Here is a 24,821-nt window from a genome sequence, read left to right as displayed (position 1 = left end):
GTGACCACGGTCGGGCTGATCATGGGCAGCGACTCGGACTGGCCGACCATGCGGGCCGCCGCCGAGGTGCTCGACGACTTCGGCGTGGCGTACGAGGTTCGGGTGGTCTCGGCGCATCGGACCCCGGTCGCGATGATCGAGTACGGCCGGGACGCCGCCGACCGGGGCCTGAAGGTGATCATCGCCGGGGCTGGCGGTGCCGCCGCCCTGCCGGGCATGGTCGCGTCGGTGACGCCGCTGCCGGTGATCGGTGTGCCGGTGCCGCTGAAGCACCTCGACGGCATGGACTCGCTGCTGTCCATCGTGCAGATGCCGGCCGGGATTCCGGTCGCCACCGTGTCGATCGGCAACGCCCGCAACGCGGGCCTGCTCGCCGTGCGGATCCTCGGCGCGAATGACGAAACCCTGCGCTCCCAGATGGTTACCTACCAGCAGAACCTGGAAAAGCTGGTGGCAGAGAAGGAAGCAGCCCTCCAGGCAACCCTGCCCTAGCCGCACCCCCAGCGAGGTGACGCGGGTCGCCGCGCGAACCCGCACCACTCACCGCGCCCACTCACCCAGACCGCCGTGACCCTCCCATTCATCTCATGCCGCGCAGCGCGGTCTGGAGGCGTTCCTGGGCGCGGCGGCGGCGTTCGTTGCTCGCGCCGAGCACGAGTAGCACGATGCCCACCGGGATGAGCACCAGCCACGGGCCGAGGCTGAACAGCGCGTGGATCGCGGTGATCGCGGTGACCGACGCCCCGACGATCACCGGTGCCTGCTGACGGCTGGACGAGCCGAAGATCAACACTGCGACCGCGCCGAGCAGCAGGAGCATCTGCCGCAGCGTGCTGGACTCGGTGGCCAGCACGATGGCCAGCGTCGGCACGAAGGCGGCTACCAGTGCCGGCCCGTACGCCACCCAACTGCTCAGGTCCGGTCGGTGGCGCAGCTCCAGGACGCCGACGAGCAGGGCCAGCGCGGCGAACGGCAGCGTGTACGCCTCGGGCAGCGCCACGTTGGCGACCCGCATCAGGATCCACCACGCGGTGATCTCGCAGACCACCACGGCCCAGAACAGGATCCGGCGTTCCACCGGCCGGCGACCGGGCCGGGTCGCCGCCACGCCGAGGACCGCACCCCAGGCGGCCAGCAGGGCGGCGATGTGTCGGGGCGAGTCGAAGGCGAGGGCCAACGCGATGAGCGCCGCAGCGTACCCGGTCCACTCCACCGTGGAGGCTTCCCGTTGCGCCTCGGGGCGGCGCAGTCGAGGCAGGGTCGCGGCGAGCACCTGGAGGACCGCCCCCACGGCGAGCACTCCGAACGCGGACCAGACCGCGGCCAGCCCGGCGACCAGGCCGACGGTGAGGACGAAGAGCTGCGCCATGAGTGAGGCGAAGAGCCAGCCGAGGATGCGCGCCCGTTGGGTGGTGCCGAACAGGGCCGCCACCATGCCGACGCCGACACCGCTGCCGAGGGTGAGCAGGGTCATTTGCCGGTCGGCCAGGCTGCCGGCGAGCCCGGCGCTGCCACCGGCCAGACCGATGACGAACACCAGCACCCGGGCCAGCCGCAGCGAGCGGGCCCGCTCGGCGAGCGGCGGCGGTGGGGTCAGCGCGAGACCGAGCATCGCGATGGTGAAGACGGAGAGCGCGGCAACGGTGCCGGCGGGCCAGCCCCAGCCCAGCGCGACGGGTGCGATCAGCAGCGTGACGGCGGCTCCGGGCAGCACCACCGGGACGGCACGGGAACGTCGACCACCGCTGAAGCCGGTGGCGGCGAGCGCCGCGGTCGCGGTGAGCAGCAGCGCCGTCAGCACGTGGGTGGGATTGACCACGTCCGCTGGCGGGCTGAGCAGCTCCGGCGGCGGCCCCTGCCAGATCCGGGTCAGGGTGCGGTGTGGCTCGACAAGTGCGGTGACCAGCGCGGGTGCGATCGAGGCGAGGGCCAGGGCGGTCGGCAGGGCCGCCGCGGCCAGCGCACCCGCCGCCGGGTTGACCCGCCAGCGGCGTCGCTCCGGGTCGTCCGGCAGTCGCCGTAGCGCGCCGTCGAGGCGTACCGCCCAGCGCCGGACCGGCTGGGCGGACCCGGTGGGAGGCACGGTGGCCGCGCGGATCAGCTCGGCCAGCACGCCGAGCAGGGCGGCGGCGGCCGCGTAGACACCCGCGGGAAGGCCGGTGGGGATGGCGGCGAGGGCGCTGATGCTGGCCCCGCCGACCACTGCGACGCTGACCCAGGGCAGATACTGCGGCACCTGCCGGCGGGCCGCGGCCACGGCGGCCAGGCCGAGGCTGGACGCGGCAAGCGCGGCGGTCAGCACCACCTGCGTCGGGTTGTCGAATTCGGCGGCCAGTGCCGCCACCGCACCGGGAAGGGCGAGCAACGCGCCACCGATGGCCGCACCACCGATGAGCACCAGGTGCGGCGGCATCCCCTCGGTGTCGACGTCGGTCACCTGTGGGCCGGCCAGGACGCGCGCCAGCGTCGCCACCACCACACCGATCAGCGCGATGCTGCCCAGGGCCAGTGCCGTGGTCCAGGGCCGGACCAGGCCGGCTCCGGCGGCGTGCAACGCGACCACCCCGGCCACTGTCGCCCGGGACAGCCCGGCCCGCGCCTCCTCCGTGGCCACCGCGGCCATCCCGTAGATGGTGGCGACCATTCCGCCCACCAGGACCGGCGACCACCAGGCCAGATCGAACGCGGCCGGCGCGCCGATCGTGGCGAGCACCACGGCCCCGCCGGACACGTCCCACCGCCAGGGCGGCGGGAGCAGGATGCCGGCCGCGAGAGCCAACAGCGCCAGCGCGACAGGTGCCTGCCAGGTGGCCCCGCCAACGGGCGAGGCCGGCCAGCCGCTCAGGTCGCCCTGCCAGATCGGACCGGGTGTGGCCAGCACGCCGAGCCCACCGCGCGCCGCCGACCAACCGGCGAGTACGCCGATGAGGAGACCACCGGCGGCGAGGCCGAGGATCGGTCCGCGTCGCCACTCCTCCGGCATGGTGCGTGCCCCCACGGCGACCACCAGGAGCAGGGCGGCGGCCACCGCCAACTGCCCGCCCGGGGCGAACACCGCCCCAATCCGCACCAGCGTGGCGATCAGGGCGGTGGTGACCGCCGCGGCGGCCAGGTCCGAGCCGTCGAGGGTGAGGTCGGCGCGTCGGCCGGCGTCGATGGACGGGGCCAGGAAGAGCAGGACCGCCGCCACCAGCAGTAACGCGCCCACCCAGGCGTCGGCGACGGTCGCGCCGGGTGCCCCGAACGCGGCGGCGGTGACCAGCAGCGCGCCCAACCCCGTGCCGACCGACAGCGGTACGGGGATGCGGCGCTGGGAAACCTGCACGATGGCCGCGTAGCCGAGGGTCACGCAGACCGCCAGGAAACTGGCCGCCAGGACCGGGACCGTCACCTCCCGGAGGCTGGCCGGGGTGGGGGTCGGGTCGGTCGGCACGCTGGCGGCCACGAACGCGGCCACCGCCCCGGGCAGCGCGAACGCCGCGCCTCCGGCGGCCCAGGCGGTGACCGTGTCGGAGGCGGCCGAGGCGATCCGGATCCGGGGTGCCAGGGCGACAAGCGTGCCGGCCGCGAACAGGGTGAGCAGGACCGCGGCGGTGAGGGCGGGGCGCGACAGGCTGGCGCCGGCACCGAGCAGACCCACCACGGCCGCCCCGATGGCGTGCGCCGCCGCGGCCCGGTCGGTGCGGGCGGAGAGGCCGACGACCCCGATGCCGATCGCGGTGATCACCATCGGCCAGGGTGCCGTCGCCCAACCGAGGCCGAGCGACGCCGGCACGGCCAACGCGGTCAGCGCCGCGCCGGCGACCGCGAACTCACTACGGATCTCCGTGGGCAGGGCCAGCACCGCCGCGATGGTGAGCAGGAAAGCCGCGCCCGCCAACTGCCAGGAGGTCGGCCCGACCGCCGCGGCCAACTCGGCTGGATACCTGTCGAGGTCGGCACCCCAGGCGGGCAGCGCCGCCCGGACCGGTGCCAACCCGGCGCGTAGCGCGCCTCCGGCGACCACCAGACCACTGACGGTCAGCGCCACCGCCGAGGCGATCTGCGGGCCGCGTCGGGCCGCCTCGGGCACCGCACGCACGGCCAGCCCGGTGACCGTGATGACCGCCGCGATCAACAGCAGCGCCCGGCCCGGGAAGGCCACCGAGGCGATCCGACTGAGCGCGCCGATCACGGCCAGGGTGACGATGCCCGCCGCGACGTCGGGCAGCGGCGGGCGGCGCAGCACCAGCGCGCCGGCCAGCCCGACCATGGCGGCCAGCAGCAGCACCACCCCGGTGCCGGTCGCGGTCGGCACGGTCTGTGCCCGCAGGAGGGCGGTGGTCGCGTACGCCAGGGCGACCGCGACCGCCACCGCGTGCAGCAGCCAGGTCAGCTCGCGCAGGCCGGGAACCGGACGGGTCGGTCGTGTGTCGGCGGAACCCGCGCTGGCGTCGATCAGCTCGGCGGCTTCCTCCGGGTCGCCCTCCGGCCGGGTCTCGGCGCCGCGCTGCCGGGGTGCCGACGTGGTGTCCGAGGGTGGCAGATCCTGCCGGGCGGGGCGTTCCAGGGCCACGCCGGAGCGGGCCAGCCACAGGTCGACGAGGGCGACCAGGGCCAGCACCAGCGCCCAGCCACCCGGGCCGGTGATCCGGTCGTACGCCAGCAGCGGCAGGACCGGCTGCGCGGCGAGCACGGTGGCGAAGCGGGGTGCGCGCAGACCCGTCCAGCCGGCGTACCCGAATGCGACGGCCGCGGTGACTGCGAAGATCACCCCGGCGAAGACAGTGGCGGACGCGCCGCTGGTGCCGATCTGGTCCACGGCCCAGAGGGCGTTGCCGGCGAGCGGCACCAGCAGCAGGCCGACCGCGGAGATGGTCTCGGCGGTGGAGGTGAGCCCACGGCGGGCCAGCACCGGCGGGGCGAGCAGCATCAGGACGGTGGCCAGGAGCAGGATGCCGAGCCGGGCCAGCGCGTCCATCGAGCTGGTGGCGACCACGGCGAAGACCACTGCGGAGACCGCGAGCAGCAACGCGCCCAGCCCGAGAGGGATGTTCTGTACCTCGCGTGACGAGGCCTCCGGAGGGTGCTCGGGATCGTCCGCGTCCAGCCAGCTCGCCCGCGGCGGCGGAGGCGGCGGGTCCTCCGGTGCGGGCGGCGTGCCCTGGCGGGGCACCCGGGGCGGCGCCCCGGTGGTGGCGGTCGGCGGTCGGCGGCCGGGGCGGCGGCGGAGCACTCGGCGCGGCCGGGTGGCCTGCTTGAGTCGCTCCTCCCCGGCGTGCGCGAGGATGTCCCGCTGGAAGAGCGCGGCCTGCATCTTCGCGGCGATCTGCCGCTGCTCGCGGGCGATGGCGGCGTCGCGCGCCTTCATCTCCGCGATCGAACGCTCGATGTCCGCGAGGTGCTCGACCCACTGCGGCTGGTCAGCCCCGCAATGCGGACACTGGACGGCCGGCTTGATCTCCCGACCGCACGAGGAGCACTGAAAGGTCGCCACGACACCCCTCCACCCGCACTGTGGACACCCACTGTCGCAGCATGCCCAAAGCTGGCGCGGATTTCGACTCTTGTCGGCGGGTCCGGGGCAAACAACGACACCGGCCGGCCACCGAGATGCTCGATGGCCGGCCGGCGGACGCCCGTCGATCAGGGGCGGCCCATACCCCGGTACTCCCAGCCGGCCTGGGTCCAGAGCGCCGAGTCGAGGCAGTTTCGGCCGTCGACCACCTTGCGGCCGTTGACCAACTCACCGAGTGCGACCGGGTCGGCGTTGCGGAAGTCGGCCCACTCGGTGAGGACGCACACCAGGTCGGCGCCGGTGACCGCCTCGTTGATGCCGGTCTCGTAGGTCAACTCCGGCACCGCACGGCGGGCGTTCTCGGTGCCCTGCGGGTCGTACACGTGCACCTCGGCGCCGGCCTTGTGCAGCAGCGCGGCGACGGCGAGCGCCGGAGCGTCGCGGACGTCGTCGGTGTTGGGCTTGAAGGTCGCACCGAGTACGGCGATCCGGGTGCCGGAGAAGTCCGGGCCGGCCGGACCGGAGCGGCGGCCGAGCAGATCCGCGGCGAGTTGCAGTACCCGGGTACGACGGCGCAGGTTGATCAGATCGACCTCGTGCAGGAAGCGCAGCGCCTCGCCGGCACCCAGCTCCTGGGCCCGGGCCTGGAAGGCGCGGATGTCCTTGGGCAGGCAGGCGCCACCGAAGCCGAGGCCGGACTGGAGGAACCGGTTGCCGATCCGCGGGTCGTAACCGATCGCGCGGGCCAGTTGGGTGACGTCGCCGCCGGAGGCCTCACAGACCTCGGCCATCGCGTTGATGAACGAGATCTTGGTGGCCAGGAAGGCGTTCGCGGCGACCTTGACCAGCTCGGCGGTGGCGAAGTCGGTGACCACCAGGGGCACCTCGCGGTCCTCGGTGGCGGCCAGGTCGAACACGCCCTTGTGGGCGGCGTAGAGCATGCCGTTGGCCCACTCGCTCTTGACCCCGACCACGATCCGGTTGGGGCGCAGGACGTCGTCGACGGCGAAGCCCTCCTGGAGGAACTCGGGGCTCCACGCCACCTCGACGCCCAGGTCGTGGGGGGTGTGCTTGCCGACCAGCTGCTCCACCCACTCGGCGGTGCCGACCGGCACCGTGGACTTGCCGACGATCAGCGCCTTGCGGGTCAGGTGCTGCGCGAGGCTGGTGATCGACGCCTCGACGTACGACAGGTCGGCGCCCATCCCGTCGGCCCGCTGCGGGGTGCCGACGCAGATGAAGTGCACGTCACCGAAGTCGGCGGTCTCGGCGATGTCGGTGCTGAAGCGGAGGCGGCCGGCGGCGAGGTTGCGCCGCAGCAGCTCATCCAGGCCGGGCTCGTGGATCGGCACCTGTCCGGCGTTCAGCATCGCGATCTTGTCGGCGTCGACGTCGAACCCGAGCACGTCGTAGCCCAGTTCGGCGTAGCAGATGGCGTACGTCGCACCGAGGTAACCAGTCCCCAGGAACGTCACCCGCGGCCGAGGCGCGCCCGAGGGCGGTGTCACCGCGGCGATGGCGGGGGTCGGCTGGATGGTGGGGTAGGGGATCGTCACGCCTGTCTTCTCCGCTCGCACTGGCGTCGCGTCGTCGCGTCGCATTCTGCTGCGGCGCCTGGCGGGGCACCGGAGGGGTGGCTCACTGTTGTCCTCCATCATTGCCCAGCGGCGTGGGTGCACCCTCATGCCCATACCTACGCGCCGGTAACATCACTTGAACTGCAGTCGCTAGTCTTCAGTCTGCGCGGTCGGCGGTCAGAAGTCGTCAGAGACTGCGCATGATAGCGGTGAAGGGGAGGGGCCAACATGGCCGCAGGCGAGTCGTTCGACGTCTACCAGTTGCCCGAGGAGCACCAGGCGATCCGGGAGGCGGCGCGTGCCGTCTGCACGGCGAAGGTCGCCTCGCACGCCACCGAGGCCGACGAGACCGGGGAGTTCCCCAAGGCGTCCTACGAGGCACTGCGGGCGGCCGACTTCCACGCCCCGCACATCCCCGAGGAGTACGGGGGCGCCGGCGCGGACGCACTGGCCACCGCCATCGTGATCGAGGAGGTGGCCCGCGCCTGCGCGTCCTCCTCGCTGATCCCCGCGGTGAACAAACTCGGCACGATGCCGCTGTTGTTGTCCGGTTCCGAGGAACTCAAGCGCCGCTACCTGCCACCTGTCGCTTCCGGTGCGGCGATGTTCTCGTACTGCCTCTCCGAGCCCGAGGCGGGCAGCGACGCCGCCTCGATGACGACACGCGCGGTTCGTGACGGGGATCACTGGGTGCTCAACGGCGTGAAGCGGTGGATCACCAACGCGGGCGTGTCCGAGTTCTACACCGTCTTCGCCGTCACCGACCCGACCGCCCGCTCCCGGGGCATCTCGGCCTTCGTGGTCGAGAAGTCCGATCCTGGTGTGAGCTTCGGCGCGCCCGAGAAGAAGCTCGGCATCAAGGGCTCGCCCACCCGCGAGGTCTACCTCGACAACGTGCGGATCCCCGCCGACCGCATGATCGGCGCGGAGGGCACCGGCTTCGCCACCGCGATGAAGACCCTGGACCACACCCGGGTCACCATCGCCGCGCAGGCCGTCGGGATCGCGCAGGGCGCGCTCGACTACGCCAAGGGGTACGTGGCCGAGCGCCGACAGTTCGGCAAGGCGGTCGCCGAGTTCCAGGGCGTCCAGTTCATGCTCGCCGACATGGGCATGAAGCTGGAAGCAGCCCGGCAGCTCACCTACGCGGCGGCCGGCAAGTCCGAGCGCGGCGACGCCGACCTGACCTACTTCGGCGCGGCGGCCAAGTGCTTCGCCTCCGACGCCGCCATGGAGATCACCACGGACGCGGTGCAGCTGCTCGGCGGTTACGGCTACACGCGGGACTACCCCGTCGAGCGGATGATGCGCGACGCCAAGATCACCCAGATCTACGAGGGTACGAACCAGGTGCAGCGGATCGTCATGGCGCGGGAGCTGCTGAAGGGCTGATCCGACTGTTTTGGCAGCTCAGTGGTGGTGTGGCCAGGTGGATGTCGCGGCTACGTGGGGTAGTTGAGCGATTGCCTTGTGGGAGGTTCTTGGTTTCCCGGAACGCTTCTCGCTGGAGTTCTGGGGAAACCCGGGGAAGTCCATCTTTGTATCTGCATTCAAGAATTGCCAAGTGGTTGGTGCGCCGGTGTGCCCCGATGGAGCGAAACCTGCTGCCTCGATGGATCCGGTTGATGCCGCAGGGGTGACGGTCACGCGGAGTGGCGATGATGGTGTTCTGGAGTGTCCCCGTCTGGTGCGAGTCGGCATCTCGGGGGTGCTCTCCGGGGGTCGGTTCGTTTGCCGGACCGGCGTCTGGCGGGATTCGAACGAGCGGCTTGGGTGTTGAAGCCGATGTTCTTCGGGTTGGGCCGTGACACGCATAGTTTGCTGGGGTTATGCCTGTGTACGTGCCGCCTCGCCCGTGTTCCGGATCCGCCCAGTTGCGAATGATCCAGGCGCATCCGAATATGGGTGGACGCGTGTCCGGCGTGGTGATCGTTTGCACCTGGGTCGGAGCGAAGGTGGGCAAGATGAAGATCGTCGCAGCCTGTGAGAAGCCGTCGATCACATGGCGGTGGCACCGCATCTATCGCCTGCCGACCACGCACTCGATAGTGTCGAACACCTCGGGCTGACGCGAACGGTGACCTTTGTGGGGCCGCTCGTGATCTAGGAACCTTCAGTGACCACTCAGGCAGCCTGATGTTCCTAACCACTCAATCGCACTAATTGGGACTTGTCTGGTGTCACGGCTGGTGTCTAATTACTGGTTAACTTGAATATTGGCTACTCACGAGCTGCTGCGCCCGGTCCCCGGACCGGGCGAGGATCGCAACAGGTTGAGCGCGTCGTAGACCTGGCAGTAGTAGTCCGGCTGCGCCCGGTCGCTGGACCGGGCGAGGATCGCAATCCCGGCGCCGGCCGCGGCGTGGACCCGACGGACCTCGATGGTGGCCACCGCGGCTCGTTGCCGCGAACCGCACCGGTGGCTGCTGACCTGACAGGTCGTTCCCGGTCCGGTGAAGAGGTTGCCCTCGGGTCTGACGGGCGTCGAGAGGCTCAGCTCAGCCGATGCGGCCGACGCCGCCGAACAGGTAGACCTCCGGCTCGTCGGACTCGGGGTGGGGGCGCCAGCGCGAGCACGTGACGACGCCGGGCTCCAGCAGATCCAACCCGTCGAAGAAGCGTTCGAGCTCCGTCTTCGTCCTGGCGCGGATTGGCGTGCCGCCGCGTTCGGTGGTTTCCCGCATCACGCGCAGCATCGGCTCGCCGTGGATCTCCGCGGTGGAGTGGGTGAGCACCAGGTGGCTACCGGTGGGCATTGCCTGCACGAGCTGCGCGACCGAGCCGTACGCCACGTCGTCGTCCATGAGGTGGTTGACGACGCCGAGGAGCATGAGCCCGATCGGCTGCGAGAAGTCGAGCGTCTGCCGCGCGGACGCGAGGATCGTGTCCGGCTGCCGTAGGTCGGCTTCGACGTAGTCACACCTGCCGCCCGGCGCGCTGGTCAGGAGCGCACGCGCATGTGCCATGACGAGTGGGTCGTTGTCGATGTAGACCACCCGGCAGTGCGGGTCGAGGGACTGCGCGACCTCGTGGGTGTTGTCCGCCGAGGGGAGGCCGGTGCCGACGTCGAGGAACTGACGGATGCCGGCATCCTCGACGAGGAACCGGACCACGCGCTTGAGGAACGCGCGCTCGGACTTTGCCCCGACGGGGATGTCGGGGATGTGGGCGATCACCTCGTCGCCGGCGGCCCGGTCGACCGCGAAGTTGTCCTTGCCGCCGAGCCAGTAGTTCCAGATCCGCGCCGAGTGCGGAACCGTAGTGTCCAGTTTGGATCCTGGCGGGAACTCCCGGTCCTCGGTCATGAGAGCATTCTTCCGCACCGACGGCTCGGTGACGCAAGTGGGGCAGCGGTCCGACGGCACGGCGGACTCCAGTTGGATGCCCAGGTACGGCGACTGCGTGAGGACCACCAGAGTATCGATCGCCACCGCTGGGTCCGGGGCGCTACTGGTCCAGCCCACGGCGATGATCAATGGGCTCGACTAGGATGGCGGAAGCCTCAGCGTAACCGGCGTGCCGACTGTCCGTGGTTGACCATCAGTAGTCGGGCCAGTTCACCCCTCCCGGAGCACGGGGTCGCCGGTGGTTGAAGGCGACCACTGATCCTCTACGGAGGGGCTGCGGCGTCCGGCGTGCAGGCCGGTGCCGCGGGTCGCAACACCGTGATGATGTCAGCGGTTTGAGGACCACCTGCGTGGTACGGCCACCCTTGCTCGGAGTTTCGCGGCGCCCTGCGGGGGCGGCGATCTGGCGTACTGGCTGGGCTTGCTGACTGCGGCAAGGCCAGCGATGCCTGGCAGGAGCGGTTGTCGAAGGTTGCCGCTCAGGGCGGGCAAATCGGCATCGGCTACTTGGCACTTCGCAAGCAAGGCGCGAAGTGAGTGCTAAGTCGAAGAAGGTGAGCGAGCGACAGTCGAGTGCGCTGGCCGGCAGCCCGGGGTCGATGAGCCGGGGAGTCAGTGCGCTATGTCGGCACGCTACGCCAAGCAGCGACGCAGTCATGGCTCAAGAGCCTTGACGCTAGGTAATGGTTCGTGCAGGTCGGCCGCCCCGGAAGGCAACGCGGTTCTGCTCGCGGGACTAGTAAGCGAAATTCTCCGTGCCGGGCCTACACGCACTCTGGGGAAATCCTGGGCAGCGCGGCGAACGGCAGTGTTTTCCCAGCTCAGAGGTCATGCCCTCGTTGTTCACCCAGATCTACGAAGGTACGAACCAGGTGCAGCGGGTCGTCATGGCGCGGGAGCTGCTGAAGGGCTGAATCGGGGCTGTCTTCGCAGCCCCACGCCCGCGCCAGGAAGCTCCGGCGGTCATCTTCCGAGTAGTCCGATGAGCGTGCGGTCGGCCTGGGCCAGGGTCGGGGGGCCAGACATCGGTCTTGTCAGGATTCGCCGGCAGTGGTCGAGTTCGACGTAGATCTCGCCGCCGGTGTTATCGGCGGCCCGCAGTACGGCGAACCGGTCCGCCGGGCCCGAGCACTCCTGCGTCGGGGGCATCGAGGCCAACGTCCGCACGATGACCTCGCGCCGCTGCTCCGGAAGGAGCAGGCCGCTGTCGAAGGTTCCGGCGATCTCGCGTGTTCCCTGCCGATCGGCCGGTACCCGGAACACGCACAGCCGCAGCTGTGAGGTGGGCTCGAACGGAAGCGATACGTGGCCCGGTAGCGCACTGGGCGTCGGGCCGCTGGTTTCGGTGGCCACCATGTCTTGCCAGTCCTGGGGGCAGCCGGAGGCGGCGGCCCCGGACGACAGGATCTCCCGGATGACCTTCTCTTTGACGATGGTCAGCCGCAGGGCGCGTACCGCTCCCGCCCGGTGACGACCTCCGTCTCCCGTCCAGGCAGTGGGCCCACCGCTCAAGGGGTCTCATCTCGTCGCGCTCAGTAGGCGAAGCGGCCGTAGCGACCGCGGAGGAACAGCAGGGGCTGCCCGTCCATCCGACCGTGCAGGTGGTGCACCCGCAGCACGACTATGACGTGGTCGCCGGCGGCATGTTCGGCTTCCACAGTGCCCTCCACCCAGGCCACCACGCCGGCCAGTATCGGCGCGCCACCGGGGGACAGCTCCCAGTCGAGGCCCCGGAAGCGGTCCGCCCGGGAGGCGGCCATGCGTTCGCAGACGCCCTGCTGTTCGACGCAGAGGATGTTCACGCAGAGCCGGTCGGCGGCGCGCATGATCGGCCAACTCCCGCTGTCCCGGCTGACGCAGAAGGAGACCAGCGGCGGGCGTAGCGAGACGGACGCGAACGAGTTCACGGTCAGGCCGACCGGCCGGTTGGTTGCGGGGTCGAGGGCCGTCACCGTCGTGACGCCTGTGCCGAAGTGGCCCAGGATGTGGCGGAACTGATCGGGTTCAACCGTTGGCGCGGGTGGGTTCACGAGTCTGTCCTCCGTTCCGGTCGCCGCCGGCCCGCCTTCGACCAGTTGACCAGAATGAATGAAATCAACGCGGGCGAAATTGGGTTTGGCCAGCATGAATGCTGGTAGGCGACGGAGATTTCGAGGATGGTCCGGAATTGTCGGTGTCAGGGTCGTCTCATGGTTGAAACGTTCGCGATGATAACGGACTTCGCCCCTGGTGTGGGGGATGGCTACTTTCCGTGATGCGGGCCGGCGGAATGTTCTCAGATGTCCGGACGGGGGTGTCGCGTTGTCGAAAAATTGCAGGTCATGGCTGAGGTGGGGGCGCTTTGTGGCGCGTCGGCACCTGTCGCTGCCGCGATGCGCAGCGCCTCAACTGTTTCACTCCAGGTAATCGTAAGGGGCGCAATTTCACCATTTTTCCGCCCAGGCGAAGTCGCCCGCACCTCTCGATTGATGTGACGTGGATCACTATTGTGCCCGGTGTTGTCTTGGTAGTGTGGCGCGGGACTCCTGCGGGGAGACATTGTCATCTGTCATGCCCCTGCTCATTGTCGCTAGCGCATTCAGGGGGGAATGTGTTGCCAGCAGAATGTTCGCGCTCGGTGCCGTCACTCGTGGAGAGCTGGGTCCAGAGTCGACCGGATAGTCCGGCCATTTTCGACCCGAGCTGTGAAGAAGCGACGAGCTACGCGCAATTGTGGCGATCCTCCGGCGCGCTGGCCGCCCACCTCCGCCGCCTGGGCGTGGGCCGGGGCGAGGTGGTCGCCCTTTCCCTGCCGCGCGGAGTTTCGTTGATCGTGGCGATGCTCGCGGTGGCGCGTGCCGGCGCGGCATACCTGCCGGTCGACAGTGCGGCACCGGTGGACCGGGTGCGCCGGACACTCGACAGTGCGGGCGTCTCCGTCGTGATCGCCGATCAGGACGAACCGTGGCTCGGTGCCGCCCGGCGTGTCGACCCGGCGGCAGCCGACGATGAGACCGCACCCGGCCCGGTTCCGGACCTGATCGACGCGGACGACCCGATCTACGTCATGTTCACGTCCGGCTCGACCGGCGAGCCGAAGGGGGTCGTGGTTCCGCACCGGGCGGTGAGCCGGCTGGTGGTCGAGCCGCTGTTCTGCACCGTCGCGCCCGGCGATCGTGTGGCCCACACCTCGAATCCGGCATTCGACGCCAGCACCTTCGAGGTCTGGGGCGCGCTCGCCGCCGGCGGCTGCGTGGTGCCCCTGCCCGCGGTGACCGACCTGCCTCTCGAGGAGTGGACGACGCATCTGGACGGCCTGTCGGTCGATGTGCTGTTCCTGACCACCTCGTTGTTCCACATGATCGCCCGGGAACGTCCGGCCGCACTGCGGACCGTCGGTACCGTCCTCGTCGGCGGTGAGCAGCTCGACCTGTCCGTCGTACGGCGGTTGCTCGCCGGCTCGCCGCCCGCGCGGCTGGTCAACGGGTATGGCCCGACCGAGACCACCACCTTCGCCGCGTTCCACGACTGCACCCCGGAGAGCCTGGCCGGCCGGGACCGGGTCCCGGTGGGTCGTCCCCTCCAGCACACCAGCCTGCATGTGCTCGGCCCGGACCGCACCGAGGTCCCGCCGGGCGAGGTCGGCGAGCTGTACATCGGCGGTCCCGGCGTCGCCTTGGGCTACCTGGGCCGTCCCGACCTGACCGCCGAGCGGTTCGTCACCCGGCCGGGCACCGACGAGCGGGTCTACCGCTCCGGCGACCTGGCCCGCCAGCTTCCCGGCGGTGTCTTCGAGGTGTTGGGCCGGCGTGATCGGCAGGTGAAGATGCGTGGCTTCCGGATCGAGCTGGACGAGATCGAGCTGGCCGTCACCGCCACGGGCCTGGCCGACGCGGCGTACGCGGAGAAACTCGGCGACGGGCCGCAGGCGCTGCTCGCCGTGGCTGTCGTGCCGGCGGCCGAGGAGCTGGATCTCACCGAGTTGGCCCGGCGGTTGGCCGAGCAGGTCCCCGACTACATGGTGCCCTCCCGGTGGGTTCCGCTCGACCGCCGACCGCCGATCGGCCCGACCGGCAAGGTGGACCGGGCCGCGATCGCCCGGCTGTTGGCGGAGTCCGGACCGGACGCCGCCGCCGGTCCGGCCGGCCCGGAGGCCGCCGTCGGGCCGGAGACCGATCCGGTGACCGCCGCCCTGCGGGTGATCTGGCGGGACGTGGTCGGCAGCGAGCCCACCGCTACCCGCAACTTCCTGGAGATGGGCGGCAACTCCATCATGGCGGTCCAGCTCGCCGGGCGGGTCCAGGACCGCCTCGGCGTCCGATCCGAGCCGCACGACGTGCTGCTCGCCGACTCGTTCGCCCACCTCGCCGACCAGATCAGGGTCGCGCTCGAGCGCACGCACTGATCGACCATCCGGAGCACGCGGACGTGCGGAGCCGGTCGCTGTGGCGACCTCGGCGAGCGCAGGTAACGGGAGGAAGACGAATGGACACCCGAGCGCCCCTGTCGGTGCCCGAGACCGATATCCCACCGGCCGACATCCCACCGGCCAGCAGCCCGCAGACCGACCGACCGGAGTGCGGCCCGCTGTCCTTCGCGCAGGAGCGGTTGTGGCTGATCGACGTCGCCGCCCCCGACGCGGCCACCTACCTCGTTCCTGTGCTGCTGCGCTGGCAGGGCCGGGTCGACCTGGCGGTGCTCGGTGCCGCGCTGACCGCGGTGCTGGCCCGGCACGAACCCCTGCGGACCGGCTACCGGTTGCGCGGCGACGAGCCGGAGCAGTTCGTCGGCCCGGCGGCCGACGTGGCGGTCCGAGTCGTTCGGGCCCCCGGTAGGTCCTGGGCCGACGTCGAGGACGAGGTACGCCAACTCTGCGCCGCGCCGCTCGACCTGTCCACCGGCCAGGTGCTGCGCTGCGCCGCGTTCACCGGCCTCACCGGTGGCGACGCGGTGCTGCTGGTCCTGCACCACATCGCCTTCGACGGCTGGTCGATGGGGCGGCTCTGCGCCGACCTCGCGACGGCGTACGCGGCCGGCGTCGACGGCCGGCGGCCTGACCTGCCCGCCGTCGCGACCCGCTTCGTCGAGCTGGCGCGGCGCGACCGGGAGGCCGGGCACCGGCCCGACGCGCGCGCCGCGGTGGCGGAGCGGGCGGCGGAACTCCTCGCCGCCGGGCCCGGGCTCACCCTGGCCGGCGCGCTGCCCGGCACATCAGGGCGCGCGGTGGTGCGGGCGGGCGACGAGGTGGTCACCGCCCTCCCCGCAGGGCTGTGGGACCGCGTCACCGAACTGGCCGCCGAACACCGCCTCACACCGTTCGTGCTGTTCGGCACCGGGTTCCAGGTGTTGCTGAGACTCTGGTCCGGGCGGGACAGCTTCCGGTACGGGGTGATCGCCGCCAACCGGCCCGGTTCCGAGGCCGACGACGTGGTCGGCTTCTTCGCCAACACCGTGCCACTGCGGGCCCGCCTGGGCGAGGCGGACGACTTCGCGCGGTTGTGCGCCCAGGCGCGGGGCGAGGCGTTCCGCACCCTGCTCTACCAACGCCTGCCGTATCACCATCTCACCGCTGCGGCGCGCACCGAGCTGGTCGAGGTCGCCTTCGCCCTGCAGAATTTTCCCGTGCCCGGCCCGGAGGTGCCGGTGCGGTGGGCGCTGCCCGAGGTGCTGCCCAACGGCACCGCCAAGTTCGACCTGATGCTCACCGTCGAGGAGCGGGCCGACGGCTGGTACGCCCGCTGGGAGTACGACCTGGCCCGCTATCCCCGGACGGTGGTGGCGGCGCTGGCCGAGGCGTACCTCGGGTTGCTCGGGGCCGTGACGGAGCGATTCTCCGTACCCCTGGCGGAGCTGGCCCGGTTCGGTCCGGACCCGGCCTGGACGACGGCGGCACCGGCACCCGCGACGGCCACGGTGTCCCCGGTGCCGGAAGCGGCGGTGCGCCGGGCGGCCGAGTGTTTCGCCGCGGCGATGACCGACCTCGTCGAGGAGCCCCCGGAGGTGATCGTGGCCGGGTTGACCCCGGCGACCGACTTCTTCGCCATCGGCGGCCACTCCCTGCTGGTCGTCACCATGCTGCGCCGGATCGAACGCCAGGACGGCATCGTCCTGTCGGCGAGGGATTTCCTGGCCGACCCGACGGTGGCCGGGCTGGCCCGGCTGCTCGTTGCTCCGCCCCGGGTGGCCGTCGCGACGCCTACGGAAAGTGACGGCAGGCAGGTCACCAGCCCGGCGCAGCAACGCTTCTGGTCCATCGACCGCCTGCCGTGGCTGCGGCAGGCGTACCTGGTCCCCACAGTTGTGGACTTCGCCGGTGAGGTCGACGTCGAGCGGCTGCGCGCCGCCGTCGAGACCGTGCTCGCCCGGCATCCGGCGCTGCGGGCCCGCTTCGAGCTCGACCGTCGGCAGCGGAGGGTCTACTACCGCACCGACGGCCCCGCCGGTGAGGTCACGGTGGTTGACGCCGCCGGTTGGACCGACGCCGAGGTGCGCGAGGCTGTGGCGGAGTGGAGCTGGGCCGGCTTCGACCTGGCGCGCGCCGCCCCCGCCCGGGCGCATCTGCTGGACCGGGGCGGGCGGGACGTCACCCTCGTCGTCGTCGTCCACCACATCGTCTTCGACGGCTGGTCGCGGCATCTGCTGATGCGACAGATCGCGGCGGCGTACCGGGGCGAGGGGCTGCCCGAGCCGGTGGCCGAGACCGGCCACACCGACCCCGACGACACCGCGCAGGCCGATACCCGGGCGGTGGTGCAGGCGCTCGCCGGTGCGCCGGTGGACGTGATCCTGCCGTACGACAGGGGCCGGAGCGACACCCAGGAAACCCGGGCGGGCCGACTGACGTACGACCTCGACCCGACCCGCGCGGACCGGTTGCGCAAGGTCGCGGCCGACGTCGGCTGCACCATGTTCATGGTCTCGGCCGCGCTGCTGGCGGTGGCGCTGGCCCGCGTCGGCGGCCAGCGGGACTTCCTGTTCGCCTTCCCCTGGTCGCAGCGGACGGGGGCGCGCAGCGCCGACGCGGTGGGTCTGTTCATCGACACGCTCGTGCTGCGCGCCGACGCCAGTGGCGAGCCGACCTGGCCGGAGTTGCTGGCCCGGGTGCGGGACGCGGCCAACCTCAGCTTCCGGCACTCCGCGGCGCCGTTCGACGCGGTCGCCGCCGCGTTGCATCCCGACCGCGACCTCGGTCGACCGCCGGTGACGCCGGTCTACCTCAGCGCCGAGGACGGCGAGCTGTCGGCCCCGGACCTTGGGCCGGACGTCACCGCCACGATCCGCCCGCTCGATCCACTGCACCTCAAGTACGAGATCGAATTCTCCGTCGTCGATCGGCGGCAGGATCTGCGGTGGGAGTTGCTGTACTCCGCCGCCCTGTTCGACAGCGCCACCGCACAAGCCGTTCTGCACGCGGTCGTCACCGCGGCGGACGACGTCATCCGGCAGCCCACTGCGCGACCACTGGAGGGACATTGACCACCCTGACGGAGGAGCAACTGTTCGATCGGGTCAGGGCCGCCTGGGCGGAGGTCCTCGACGTCGACGACCCGGAGCGCCTCGACCCGGACCAGAACTTCCTGGAGGCCGGCGGCAGTTCGCTGCTGCTCATCATGCTCTGGGAGGACCTGCACCAGCTCACCGAGCGGTCGTTGCGGGTGGCCGACCTGTTCCAGCACGCCACGATCCGGGCGCAGGCCAGGCTGCTGGCCGGCGTCGGCGAGGAGGTGCGGCCACAGGTGACCGGCGCCAGCCAGCGCCGCGCCCTGCTCGGCCGGGCCCGCACGGCGGAGGTGCCTCGCCCGTCATGACCGAGATATCCGACACGGACATCGCCGTCGTGGGGACGGCCTGCCGCTTCCCCGACGCGTGGAACCCCGAGCAGTACTGGCGCAACATCGACACCGGCGTGGTGTCCATGCGGGAACTGACCGACGAGCAACTGCGCGCGGCCGGGCACAGCGAGGAGGAAACGCGCCAGCCGGGCTTCGTCCGGGTCGGCGCGACCCTGCCGGGCGTGGCCGACTTCGCCGCCGACTTCTTCGGGTACGCCGCCCGGGAGGTCGACGCCATCGACCCGCAGCAGCGCATCTTCCTGGAGTCCTGCTGGGAGGCGCTGGAGTCGGCGGGGCTGGCACCGGGCGCGGACCGCCTGGTGACCGGCGTCTTCGCCAGCAGCGCCGCCGGCAACTACTCCGCGGCGGTCTTCGCCGCCAAGGTCCGTGACCGCGGGCTGGCGGCCGCGATCGGGGACCTCGACCTCACCGTCGGGGGGCAGGCCGACTTCATGACCTCGCGGACGGCCTACAAGCTCGGCCTGCGTGGGCCGTCCCTCAGCGTCCAGACGGGCTGCTCCTCGTCGTTGTACGCGGTGCACTACGGCATGCTGAGTCTGCTCGCCGGGGAGTGCGACGTGGTGCTCGCCGGTGGCGCGACAGTCGTGGAGCCGCTGCTCGGCTACCAGCCGATCCCCGGGGCCTGGGTCTCCGAGGACGGCTACATCCGGTCCTTCGACGCGAGCAGCAGCGGCACCACGTACGGCTCCGGGGTCGGGGTGGTGGCCCTGCGCCGGCTCGCCGACGCGCTCGCCGACGGTAACCCCGTGCTGGCCGTGCTGCGTGGCTCGGCGGTCGGCAACGACGGCGGCGCGCGCCTCGGCTACGCCGCCCCGAACCTCGACGGGGTGGCCGACGTGATCGCGGCGGCGCTGTCGGTCGCGGGCGTCTCCGCCGACGCGGTCCGGTACGTCGAGGCCCACGGCACCGGTACGCCGCTGGGCGACCACATCGAGCTGCTGGCCCTGACCGAGGCGTTCCGGCGCAGCACCGACGAGGTGGGCTACTGCGGCCTCGGTTCGGTGATGTCCAACATCGGGCACCTCGGTCCGGCCGCCGGCATCGCCGGGCTGATCAAGGCGGTCCACGTGGCCGGCACCGGCTCGCTACCCCCGCATCCGACGTTCGACGTGGCCCGCGACCCGGCGGAGCTGGAGAAGAGCCCGTTCTTCGTCACCACCACCCGCCGCGAGTGTCCCGACCCGCAGCGGTTGGTACTGGTCAACTCGATGGGCGTGGGCGGCACCAACGCCACAATGGTGGTGGCCGCCCCGCCCGTGCCGATCCGGCCGGCCGCGCCGTCGGCCCCCGTCGTCCGGCTGAACGTCTCCGCCCGCAACCGGGTGGAGCTGGATCACCTGTGCCGGGCGCTGGCCGATCGGCTGGACAGCGACCCCGCGCAGGCGGCGGACGTCGCGTACACCCTGCGGGTCGGGCGGGCGGTCTTCGACGAGCGGCGGGTGGTGACCGCCCCGGCCGACCGGCTCGCGGCGGCGCTGCGGTTGCCCCGCCCACCGGCCGTCCGCACGGTCCGGGCCGCCCTCCGCACCGCCGTCATCGTGGCGGGGGAGCAGGCGACGCCCGCGAGGCTGGCCGCGCTGCTGGCCGCGCTGCCCGGCTCGGCCGTGGTCGACCGGCTCGACCTCGCCGGGGACCGGTACGCGGTGGTGCTGGAGGGGGCCGGCGGCGACGCAGACCTGGCCGACTCGCGGGGGGTTCTGGTACCCGCCGGGGACGACGGCTGGGATGCGGCGTTGAGCACCGCCTGGCTGCACGGCGTGCCGGTCGACTGGGAGGCGGTCAGCGGCGGCCGGGGGCGGCGGCTTCGCCTGCCGACGTACCCGTTCCAGCGCAAGCGGTACTGGCCACTGGACCACCTCGACGTGTTCCGCCGGCAGCCGGCACCCGCGCCCGTCAGTGCGGAGCGGGCGACGGCGGGGGACGCGATGGAGGAGAGCATCGCCGGCATCTGGCGGGAGCTGTTCGACCGGGAGGACGTCGGGCTGGACGACGAGTTCGGCACGCTGGGCGGCACGTCGCTGCTGTCGGTGCAGATGGTGCTGCGGATCCAGCAGCAGTACGGCGTACTGATCAACCTGCACCGCGCCGGCGGCAGCCGGGCCACGGTGCGCCGGCTCGCCGAGATCGTCCGGGCCGGCGTGACCCCCGACCGGCAGAGCGCGGCCGACCGGGACGGCGAGCTGATCGACGCCGACCTGGCGTTGTCGATCGGGCCGATGGCGGAGCGCCGAGCACCGGGCCGGGACGTGCTGCTCACCGGAGCCGCGGGCTATCTCGGTGCCTTCCTCCTGCACGAGTTGCAGCGCGCCGGCCGTCGCGTCCACTGCGTGGTGCGGGCGTCGGACGAGCGGGCGGGTATGCGGCGGTTGCGCGAGACCGCCGCACGGTTGGCCCTGCCGGAGCCGGACCCCGACCTGGTCCGGGTCGTTCCGGCGGACCTGCGGGCCTTCGCCGGCACCGGTGCCGTGGACCTCGACGGCGAGCTTGCCGACCAGGTCGGGCACGTGCTGCACTGCGCGGCCCGGGTGGTCTTCACCGAGCCGTACCGGACGCTGCGGGAGGACAACGTCCTGCCGATGGCGGGCCTGCTGAACTGGATGTGCCGGCACGGCATCCGCGACTTCAGCTACGTGTCGACGCTGGCCGCGACAGGCGCGGGGTCGGGCACGGCGGGCACCCGGCTGGAGACCCGCAAGCAGCCCCTGCACTCCGACCTCGGCGGCTACGGGGTCAGCAAGTGGGTCGGCGAGCGGCTGTTGGAGAAGGCCGAGGAGGCCGGCGTACGTGGCCGGGTGTTCCGGCCCGGTCTGATCATGTCGGCCCGGGAGACCGGTGCCTGCAACAACAAGGACCTGGTCTGGCGGATGCTCGCCAGTGGCCTCGCCATCGGCGCCCACCCCACCGACGAGCGCGCCGAACCGGTCTCCCCGGTCGACGTGATCGCCCGGGCGATCGTGTCCCTGGCGCTGTCGCCCTCCTCGGTCGGCAGGGTCTACCACCTGGCCGACGAACGTTCCGTCAGCACCCGGGAGCTGTTCGACATGCTCGGCCGGGCCGGCCTGGCGACCGAGCCGATGCCGCTGCCGCAGTGGCAACGGCGGGTGGCCGAACGGGCGCTGGACGGCGGCAGCGAGGTCATGTCGGCAGTGGCCCTCTACGAGTTGGAGGGGCACGAGCTGGCCGAGGACGACGTGCAGGTCCGGGGCTGGCAGTCCTGGCTGCGCAAACAGGGCCTCTCCGCCGCCATCACCCCCGAGCAGCTGCGCCGGGGCCTGGTCTTCCTGGCCGAACGCCACGAGGAGTTCGCCGCGCTCCTGCCCGAGCTTGCCGGGCGGCGGGGCGATGACGTCAACGCGATCGAGGAGCGGGTATGAAGCAGCGACATGTCACAGTGCTGGGCGCGGGCGTGATGGGCAGCGCCATCGCCGCCCTCGCCGTCGGGCACGGCCTGCCGGTTACCCTGGTCGACGTCGACCGGGCCGTGCTGGACCGGGCCGGGGACGAGGTCACCCGCCACCTGAGGCTGGCCCGGCTGATGGGGGCGCTGACCGGGACTGACGTGGGCGAGCTGCGTACCACAGTGGAACTCGACAACGTCGCCGACGCCGACGTGGTCGTCGAGGCCGTCACCGAACTCGCCGACGTCAAGGCCAAGGTGCTCGCCGAGGTCTCCGCGCTCATCGGCCCGGAGGCGCTGGTGCTCACCAACACCTCCGCCATCCCGGTGGACGAGCTGGCCGGGGCGGTCGCCCATCCCGAGCGCACCGTCGGTGCCCACTTCATGAACCCGCCGTACCTGATCAAGACGGTGGAGGTGATCCGCGGGCCGCGCAGTTCCGCCGCCGCGCTGGACGTGGCCCGGGACTTCCTGGCCAGCATGGGCCGGGAGGTCGTGCTGGTCGGAGACGGGCCGGGATTCGTGATCAACCGGGTGCTGCAGCGGATGATCAACGAGGCGGCCCGCATCGCGGACGAGGGGCTCGCCACGCCCGAGGAGATCGACCTGCTCTTCACCGGCTGCCTCGGGCACCGCACCGGGCCGCTGGCCACGGCAGACCTGATCGGCCTGGACAACGTCGTCGACTCGCTGCGGGTGCTCCGCGATCGCACGGGCGACCAGGGCTACGAGCCATCCGCGCTGCTGCTGGCCAAGGTCGCCGACGGTGACTTCGGTCGCAAGACCGGGCGTGGCTTCTACGAGCACAGGGGGACCAAGTGAGCTCATCCACCACCAACCAGCACGTCCTCAGCCCGGGATCGATCCGCGGCCAGCTCACCACCTTCCTGGAGCGGCAGACCAAACGGGACATCGAGCCGGACCTCGACATCTTCGCCGCCGGCCTGGTCTCGTCGCTGTTCGCGCTGGAGCTGGTGGTGCACATCGAGTCGACGTTCGACGTCACCATCGGCGGCCCCGACCTTCGCCTGGACAACTTCCGGACGGTCGACCGGATGACCGAGCTGGTCCTGCGGCTGCGCGGGGAGTCCGATGACTGAGCGGTGGTCCGAGGCGGCGGCGCTTGTCGCCGCCGCCGTCGGCGATCGCGCGGAAACCTGGGACCGCACCGGCCGCATTCCGCTGGAAACCCTGCGCGAGCTGGGCACCAAGGGGGTGCTCTGCGCGCAGATCCCCCAGGAGTACGGCGGCCTGGGCCTGTCCAGCCTGGACAACGGTGAGCTGACCGCCGCCACCGGGGCCCGGTGCAGCTCGCTGCGGAGCGTCCTCACCTCGCAGGGCATGGCGGCGTGGACCGTCCTGCGCCTCGGCTCGGCGGCCCAACGGCGTACCCACCTGGCCGCGTTGACAAGTGGCAGCCTCGCCGGGGTCGCCTTCAGCGAGCCACAGGCGGGCAGTGACCTCTCCGCGATGAGCACCCGGATCAGCGAGGACGGCTCCGGCCTCAGGATCGACGGGCGGAAGGTGTGGATCACCGTTGGCGCCTACGCCGACCTGCTGGTGGTCTTCGGTCGGTTCGGCGACGATGCGGCGGCGGTGCTGGTGCCGACGGACGCGCCGGGCGTGCGCGTGGAGCGGGTGGCCGACCCGCTCGGCTGCCGGGCCGCCGGCCACGCCGACGTCCACTTCGACGGGGTACGCCTGCCGAGGGACGCGGTGCTCGGCGGGGCGGCCATGCCACTGGGCCTGATCGCCACCACGGCACTGACGTACGGCCGGGTCTCGGTGGCCTGGGGTTGTGTGGGGATCCTCCGCAGTTGCCTGACCGAAGCCGCCCGGCACGCCGGCTCCCGGGCCCAGGGCGGGGCCACGCTCTCCTCCCACCAGCTCGTGCGGCGTCACCTGGCGGAGTTGACGGTCGCCGAGCAGGCCGCGACCAGGCTGTGCGAGCACGTCAGCAGGTGTTGGGACGCCCGCACACCCGACCTGGTCATGGCCGCCGTACTGGCCAAGCACTTCGCCGCGACCCGGGCCGCCGAGGGGGCGAGCACGGCGGTGCAGGTCCTCGCGTCCGCCGGCAGTCGCGACGGGCACCCGGTGGCCCGCGCGTACCGGGACGCCAAGCTGATGGAGCTCATCGAGGGGAGCAACGAGATGTCCCAGCTGATGCTGGCCGACCACGCGCTGGCAGCCTGGTCATGACCGTGGGCATCGGTGCGATCCGCTGCGTCCTGCCGGAGGATTTCACAGCCGTCACCGCGCTGCCCGAGGTCGACTCACTGCGGACCGAGGAGCGCGAGTTCGTCGCCACCTGCGGGATCGACCGCGTCGGCGTGTTCCCGGACGCCCCGACCACGGACTTCGCCGTCCAGGCATGTCAGGAGCTGGGCAAGACGACGCCGCTGGACCCGGATTTGCTGATCATGGTGGGGTCGCGCGCGCCGGACGTCCTGCTCGGCTCCGACGCGGGGCGGTTGCAGCTGCACGGCGGCTTCGACAGAGCCTTCGCCTTCACGCTCGACAGTCTCGGCTGCACCGGCTCCAGCGCCGCCTGGGCGCTGGCCCGGGACCTCCTGGTCGCTGACCCGACCCGGCAGAGCGTGCTGATCGCGCACGCCAGCCGCCCCACCGGCGTGGACCGGGTGCGCTTCCCGGTGACCGTCATCGGCGACGGCGCGTACGCGATGACCATCGTCCGGGACGGCCGGCCGGCCCTGGTGGCGCACCGGCAGGAGAGTGACGGCACGTTCCACGACCTGTTCCAGGTGGACTACAAGCAATCCCCCTGGTACGAGTGGCGCGAGGAGTGCGAGTCACCCGACCGGTACCGGTTCGAGCTGGCGCTGCACAGCCGGCAGCGGCTCGGCCGGATGGTCGAGACCGTGCTCGCCGACGCCGGGATCACCAAGACCGAAGTCGCCGCGACGCTGATGCAGAACGTGACAGCGAGCGCCTACGGCTTCTACCAATCCCTGCTCGGGCTGCCCATCCACCCGGTCTGCCAGCGGCAGCTGACCCGGTACGGCCACCTCGGCGCGATGGATGTCGTGCTCAACCTGGACCGGCTGCTCGCCGACGGCGACGTCGGCCCCGGCGACCACGTCCTGGTTCTCAACAACAGCCCCGTGGCGGCCTGGGCGGCCACGGTCTGGCAGATCTGACGAAGGGAAC

The 24,821-nt window shown here is 71.7% G+C and carries 17 protein-coding genes; 11 read left to right on the top strand and 6 right to left on the bottom strand.

The window, feature by feature from the left end; all coding sequences use genetic code 11:
• Positions 1 to 492, top strand: a complete 492-nt coding sequence (purE, locus tag ACGFIW_RS06485; protein ID WP_393312720.1) for a 5-(carboxyamino)imidazole ribonucleotide mutase — start codon at positions 1 to 3, stop codon at positions 490 to 492.
• An 88-nt stretch (positions 493 to 580) separates the two neighbouring features.
• Here the strand turns inward: purE and ACGFIW_RS06480 are convergent, their stop codons facing one another.
• The gene (locus ACGFIW_RS06480) at positions 581 to 5,476 is read right to left on the bottom strand and encodes an SCO7613 C-terminal domain-containing membrane protein (protein WP_393311362.1); all 4,896 of its coding nucleotides are present in this window, start codon (positions 5,474 to 5,476) and stop codon (positions 581 to 583) included.
• Between the two features lie 149 nt (positions 5,477 to 5,625).
• Positions 5,626 to 7,053 (bottom strand): UDP-glucose dehydrogenase family protein, encoded by a 1,428-nt coding sequence (locus tag ACGFIW_RS06475; RefSeq protein ID WP_393311360.1) that lies wholly within the window; start codon positions 7,051 to 7,053, stop codon positions 5,626 to 5,628.
• 249 nt (positions 7,054 to 7,302) lie between these two features.
• On the opposite strand from ACGFIW_RS06475, the gene ACGFIW_RS06470 reads away from it, so the two are divergent.
• Together ACGFIW_RS06470 and ACGFIW_RS06465 are read left to right on the top strand one after the other, a co-directional pair.
• The gene (locus ACGFIW_RS06470) at positions 7,303 to 8,466 is read left to right on the top strand and encodes an acyl-CoA dehydrogenase family protein (RefSeq protein ID WP_393311358.1); all 1,164 of its coding nucleotides are present in this window, start codon (positions 7,303 to 7,305) and stop codon (positions 8,464 to 8,466) included.
• Positions 8,467 to 8,987: 521 nt separating this feature from the next.
• Positions 8,988 to 9,143, top strand: a complete 156-nt coding sequence (locus ACGFIW_RS06465) for a hypothetical protein (RefSeq protein ID WP_393311356.1) — start codon at positions 8,988 to 8,990, stop codon at positions 9,141 to 9,143.
• Positions 9,144 to 9,298: 155 nt separating this feature from the next.
• On the opposite strand, the gene ACGFIW_RS06460 is transcribed toward ACGFIW_RS06465, so the two are convergent.
• The 4 genes from ACGFIW_RS06460 to ACGFIW_RS06445 form a co-directional block, all read right to left on the bottom strand.
• Positions 9,299 to 9,466, bottom strand: a complete 168-nt coding sequence (locus tag ACGFIW_RS06460; RefSeq protein WP_393311354.1) for a hypothetical protein — start codon at positions 9,464 to 9,466, stop codon at positions 9,299 to 9,301.
• 106 nt (positions 9,467 to 9,572) lie between these two features.
• Positions 9,573 to 10,379 carry an SAM-dependent methyltransferase gene (locus ACGFIW_RS06455; protein WP_393312718.1) on the bottom strand — a complete coding sequence of 269 codons (807 nt, stop codon included), beginning with the start codon at positions 10,377 to 10,379 and terminating at the stop codon, positions 9,573 to 9,575.
• Between the two features lie 1,005 nt (positions 10,380 to 11,384).
• Entirely contained in the window at positions 11,385 to 11,777 is a 393-nt protein-coding gene (locus tag ACGFIW_RS06450; protein WP_393311352.1) for a hypothetical protein, read from the bottom strand.
• A gap of 176 nt (positions 11,778 to 11,953) precedes the next feature.
• Positions 11,954 to 12,451 carry a flavin reductase family protein gene (locus ACGFIW_RS06445; protein WP_393311350.1) on the bottom strand — a complete coding sequence of 166 codons (498 nt, stop codon included), beginning with the start codon at positions 12,449 to 12,451 and terminating at the stop codon, positions 11,954 to 11,956.
• A 440-nt stretch (positions 12,452 to 12,891) separates the two neighbouring features.
• Here ACGFIW_RS06445 and ACGFIW_RS06440 point away from each other — a divergent pair, with 440 nt between their 5' ends.
• From ACGFIW_RS06440 to ACGFIW_RS06405, 8 genes are all read left to right on the top strand, one after another.
• Positions 12,892 to 14,805, top strand: coding sequence for a non-ribosomal peptide synthetase (locus tag ACGFIW_RS06440; protein WP_393311348.1), 1,914 nt, complete (start codon positions 12,892 to 12,894; stop codon positions 14,803 to 14,805).
• Positions 14,806 to 14,885: 80 nt separating this feature from the next.
• The gene (locus ACGFIW_RS06435; protein WP_393311346.1) at positions 14,886 to 17,876 is read left to right on the top strand and encodes a condensation domain-containing protein; all 2,991 of its coding nucleotides are present in this window, start codon (positions 14,886 to 14,888) and stop codon (positions 17,874 to 17,876) included.
• The gene (locus tag ACGFIW_RS06430; protein WP_393311344.1) at positions 17,873 to 18,208 is read left to right on the top strand and encodes an acyl carrier protein; all 336 of its coding nucleotides are present in this window, start codon (positions 17,873 to 17,875) and stop codon (positions 18,206 to 18,208) included. Before ACGFIW_RS06435 ends, ACGFIW_RS06430 begins: the two co-directional genes overlap by 4 nt.
• Positions 18,205 to 21,627: a thioester reductase domain-containing protein gene (locus ACGFIW_RS06425; RefSeq protein ID WP_393311342.1), complete on the top strand. Its 3,423-nt coding sequence runs from the start codon at positions 18,205 to 18,207 to the stop codon at positions 21,625 to 21,627. The genes ACGFIW_RS06430 and ACGFIW_RS06425 overlap by 4 nt, the downstream gene beginning before the upstream one ends.
• On the top strand, positions 21,624 to 22,472 hold the full coding sequence (locus tag ACGFIW_RS06420) for a 3-hydroxyacyl-CoA dehydrogenase family protein (RefSeq protein WP_393311340.1): 849 nt from the start codon (positions 21,624 to 21,626) through the stop codon (positions 22,470 to 22,472). The genes ACGFIW_RS06425 and ACGFIW_RS06420 overlap by 4 nt, the downstream gene beginning before the upstream one ends.
• Positions 22,469 to 22,750 carry an acyl carrier protein gene (locus tag ACGFIW_RS06415; RefSeq protein ID WP_393311338.1) on the top strand — a complete coding sequence of 94 codons (282 nt, stop codon included), beginning with the start codon at positions 22,469 to 22,471 and terminating at the stop codon, positions 22,748 to 22,750. The genes ACGFIW_RS06420 and ACGFIW_RS06415 overlap by 4 nt, the downstream gene beginning before the upstream one ends.
• Positions 22,743 to 23,852 (top strand): acyl-CoA dehydrogenase family protein, encoded by a 1,110-nt coding sequence (locus ACGFIW_RS06410; RefSeq protein WP_393311336.1) that lies wholly within the window; start codon positions 22,743 to 22,745, stop codon positions 23,850 to 23,852. Before ACGFIW_RS06415 ends, ACGFIW_RS06410 begins: the two co-directional genes overlap by 8 nt.
• On the top strand, positions 23,849 to 24,811 hold the full coding sequence (locus tag ACGFIW_RS06405; protein WP_393311334.1) for a 3-oxoacyl-[acyl-carrier-protein] synthase III C-terminal domain-containing protein: 963 nt from the start codon (positions 23,849 to 23,851) through the stop codon (positions 24,809 to 24,811). Before ACGFIW_RS06410 ends, ACGFIW_RS06405 begins: the two co-directional genes overlap by 4 nt.
• The last annotated feature ends 10 nt before the right edge of the window (positions 24,812 to 24,821 follow it).

The organism is Micromonospora sp. NPDC048935 (assembly GCF_043197875.1).
Taxonomy (GTDB): domain Bacteria; phylum Actinomycetota; class Actinomycetes; order Mycobacteriales; family Micromonosporaceae; genus Micromonospora.
Note: the sequence above shows the minus strand (reverse complement) of the source record. Positions and strands in the feature narration are given on the sequence as shown.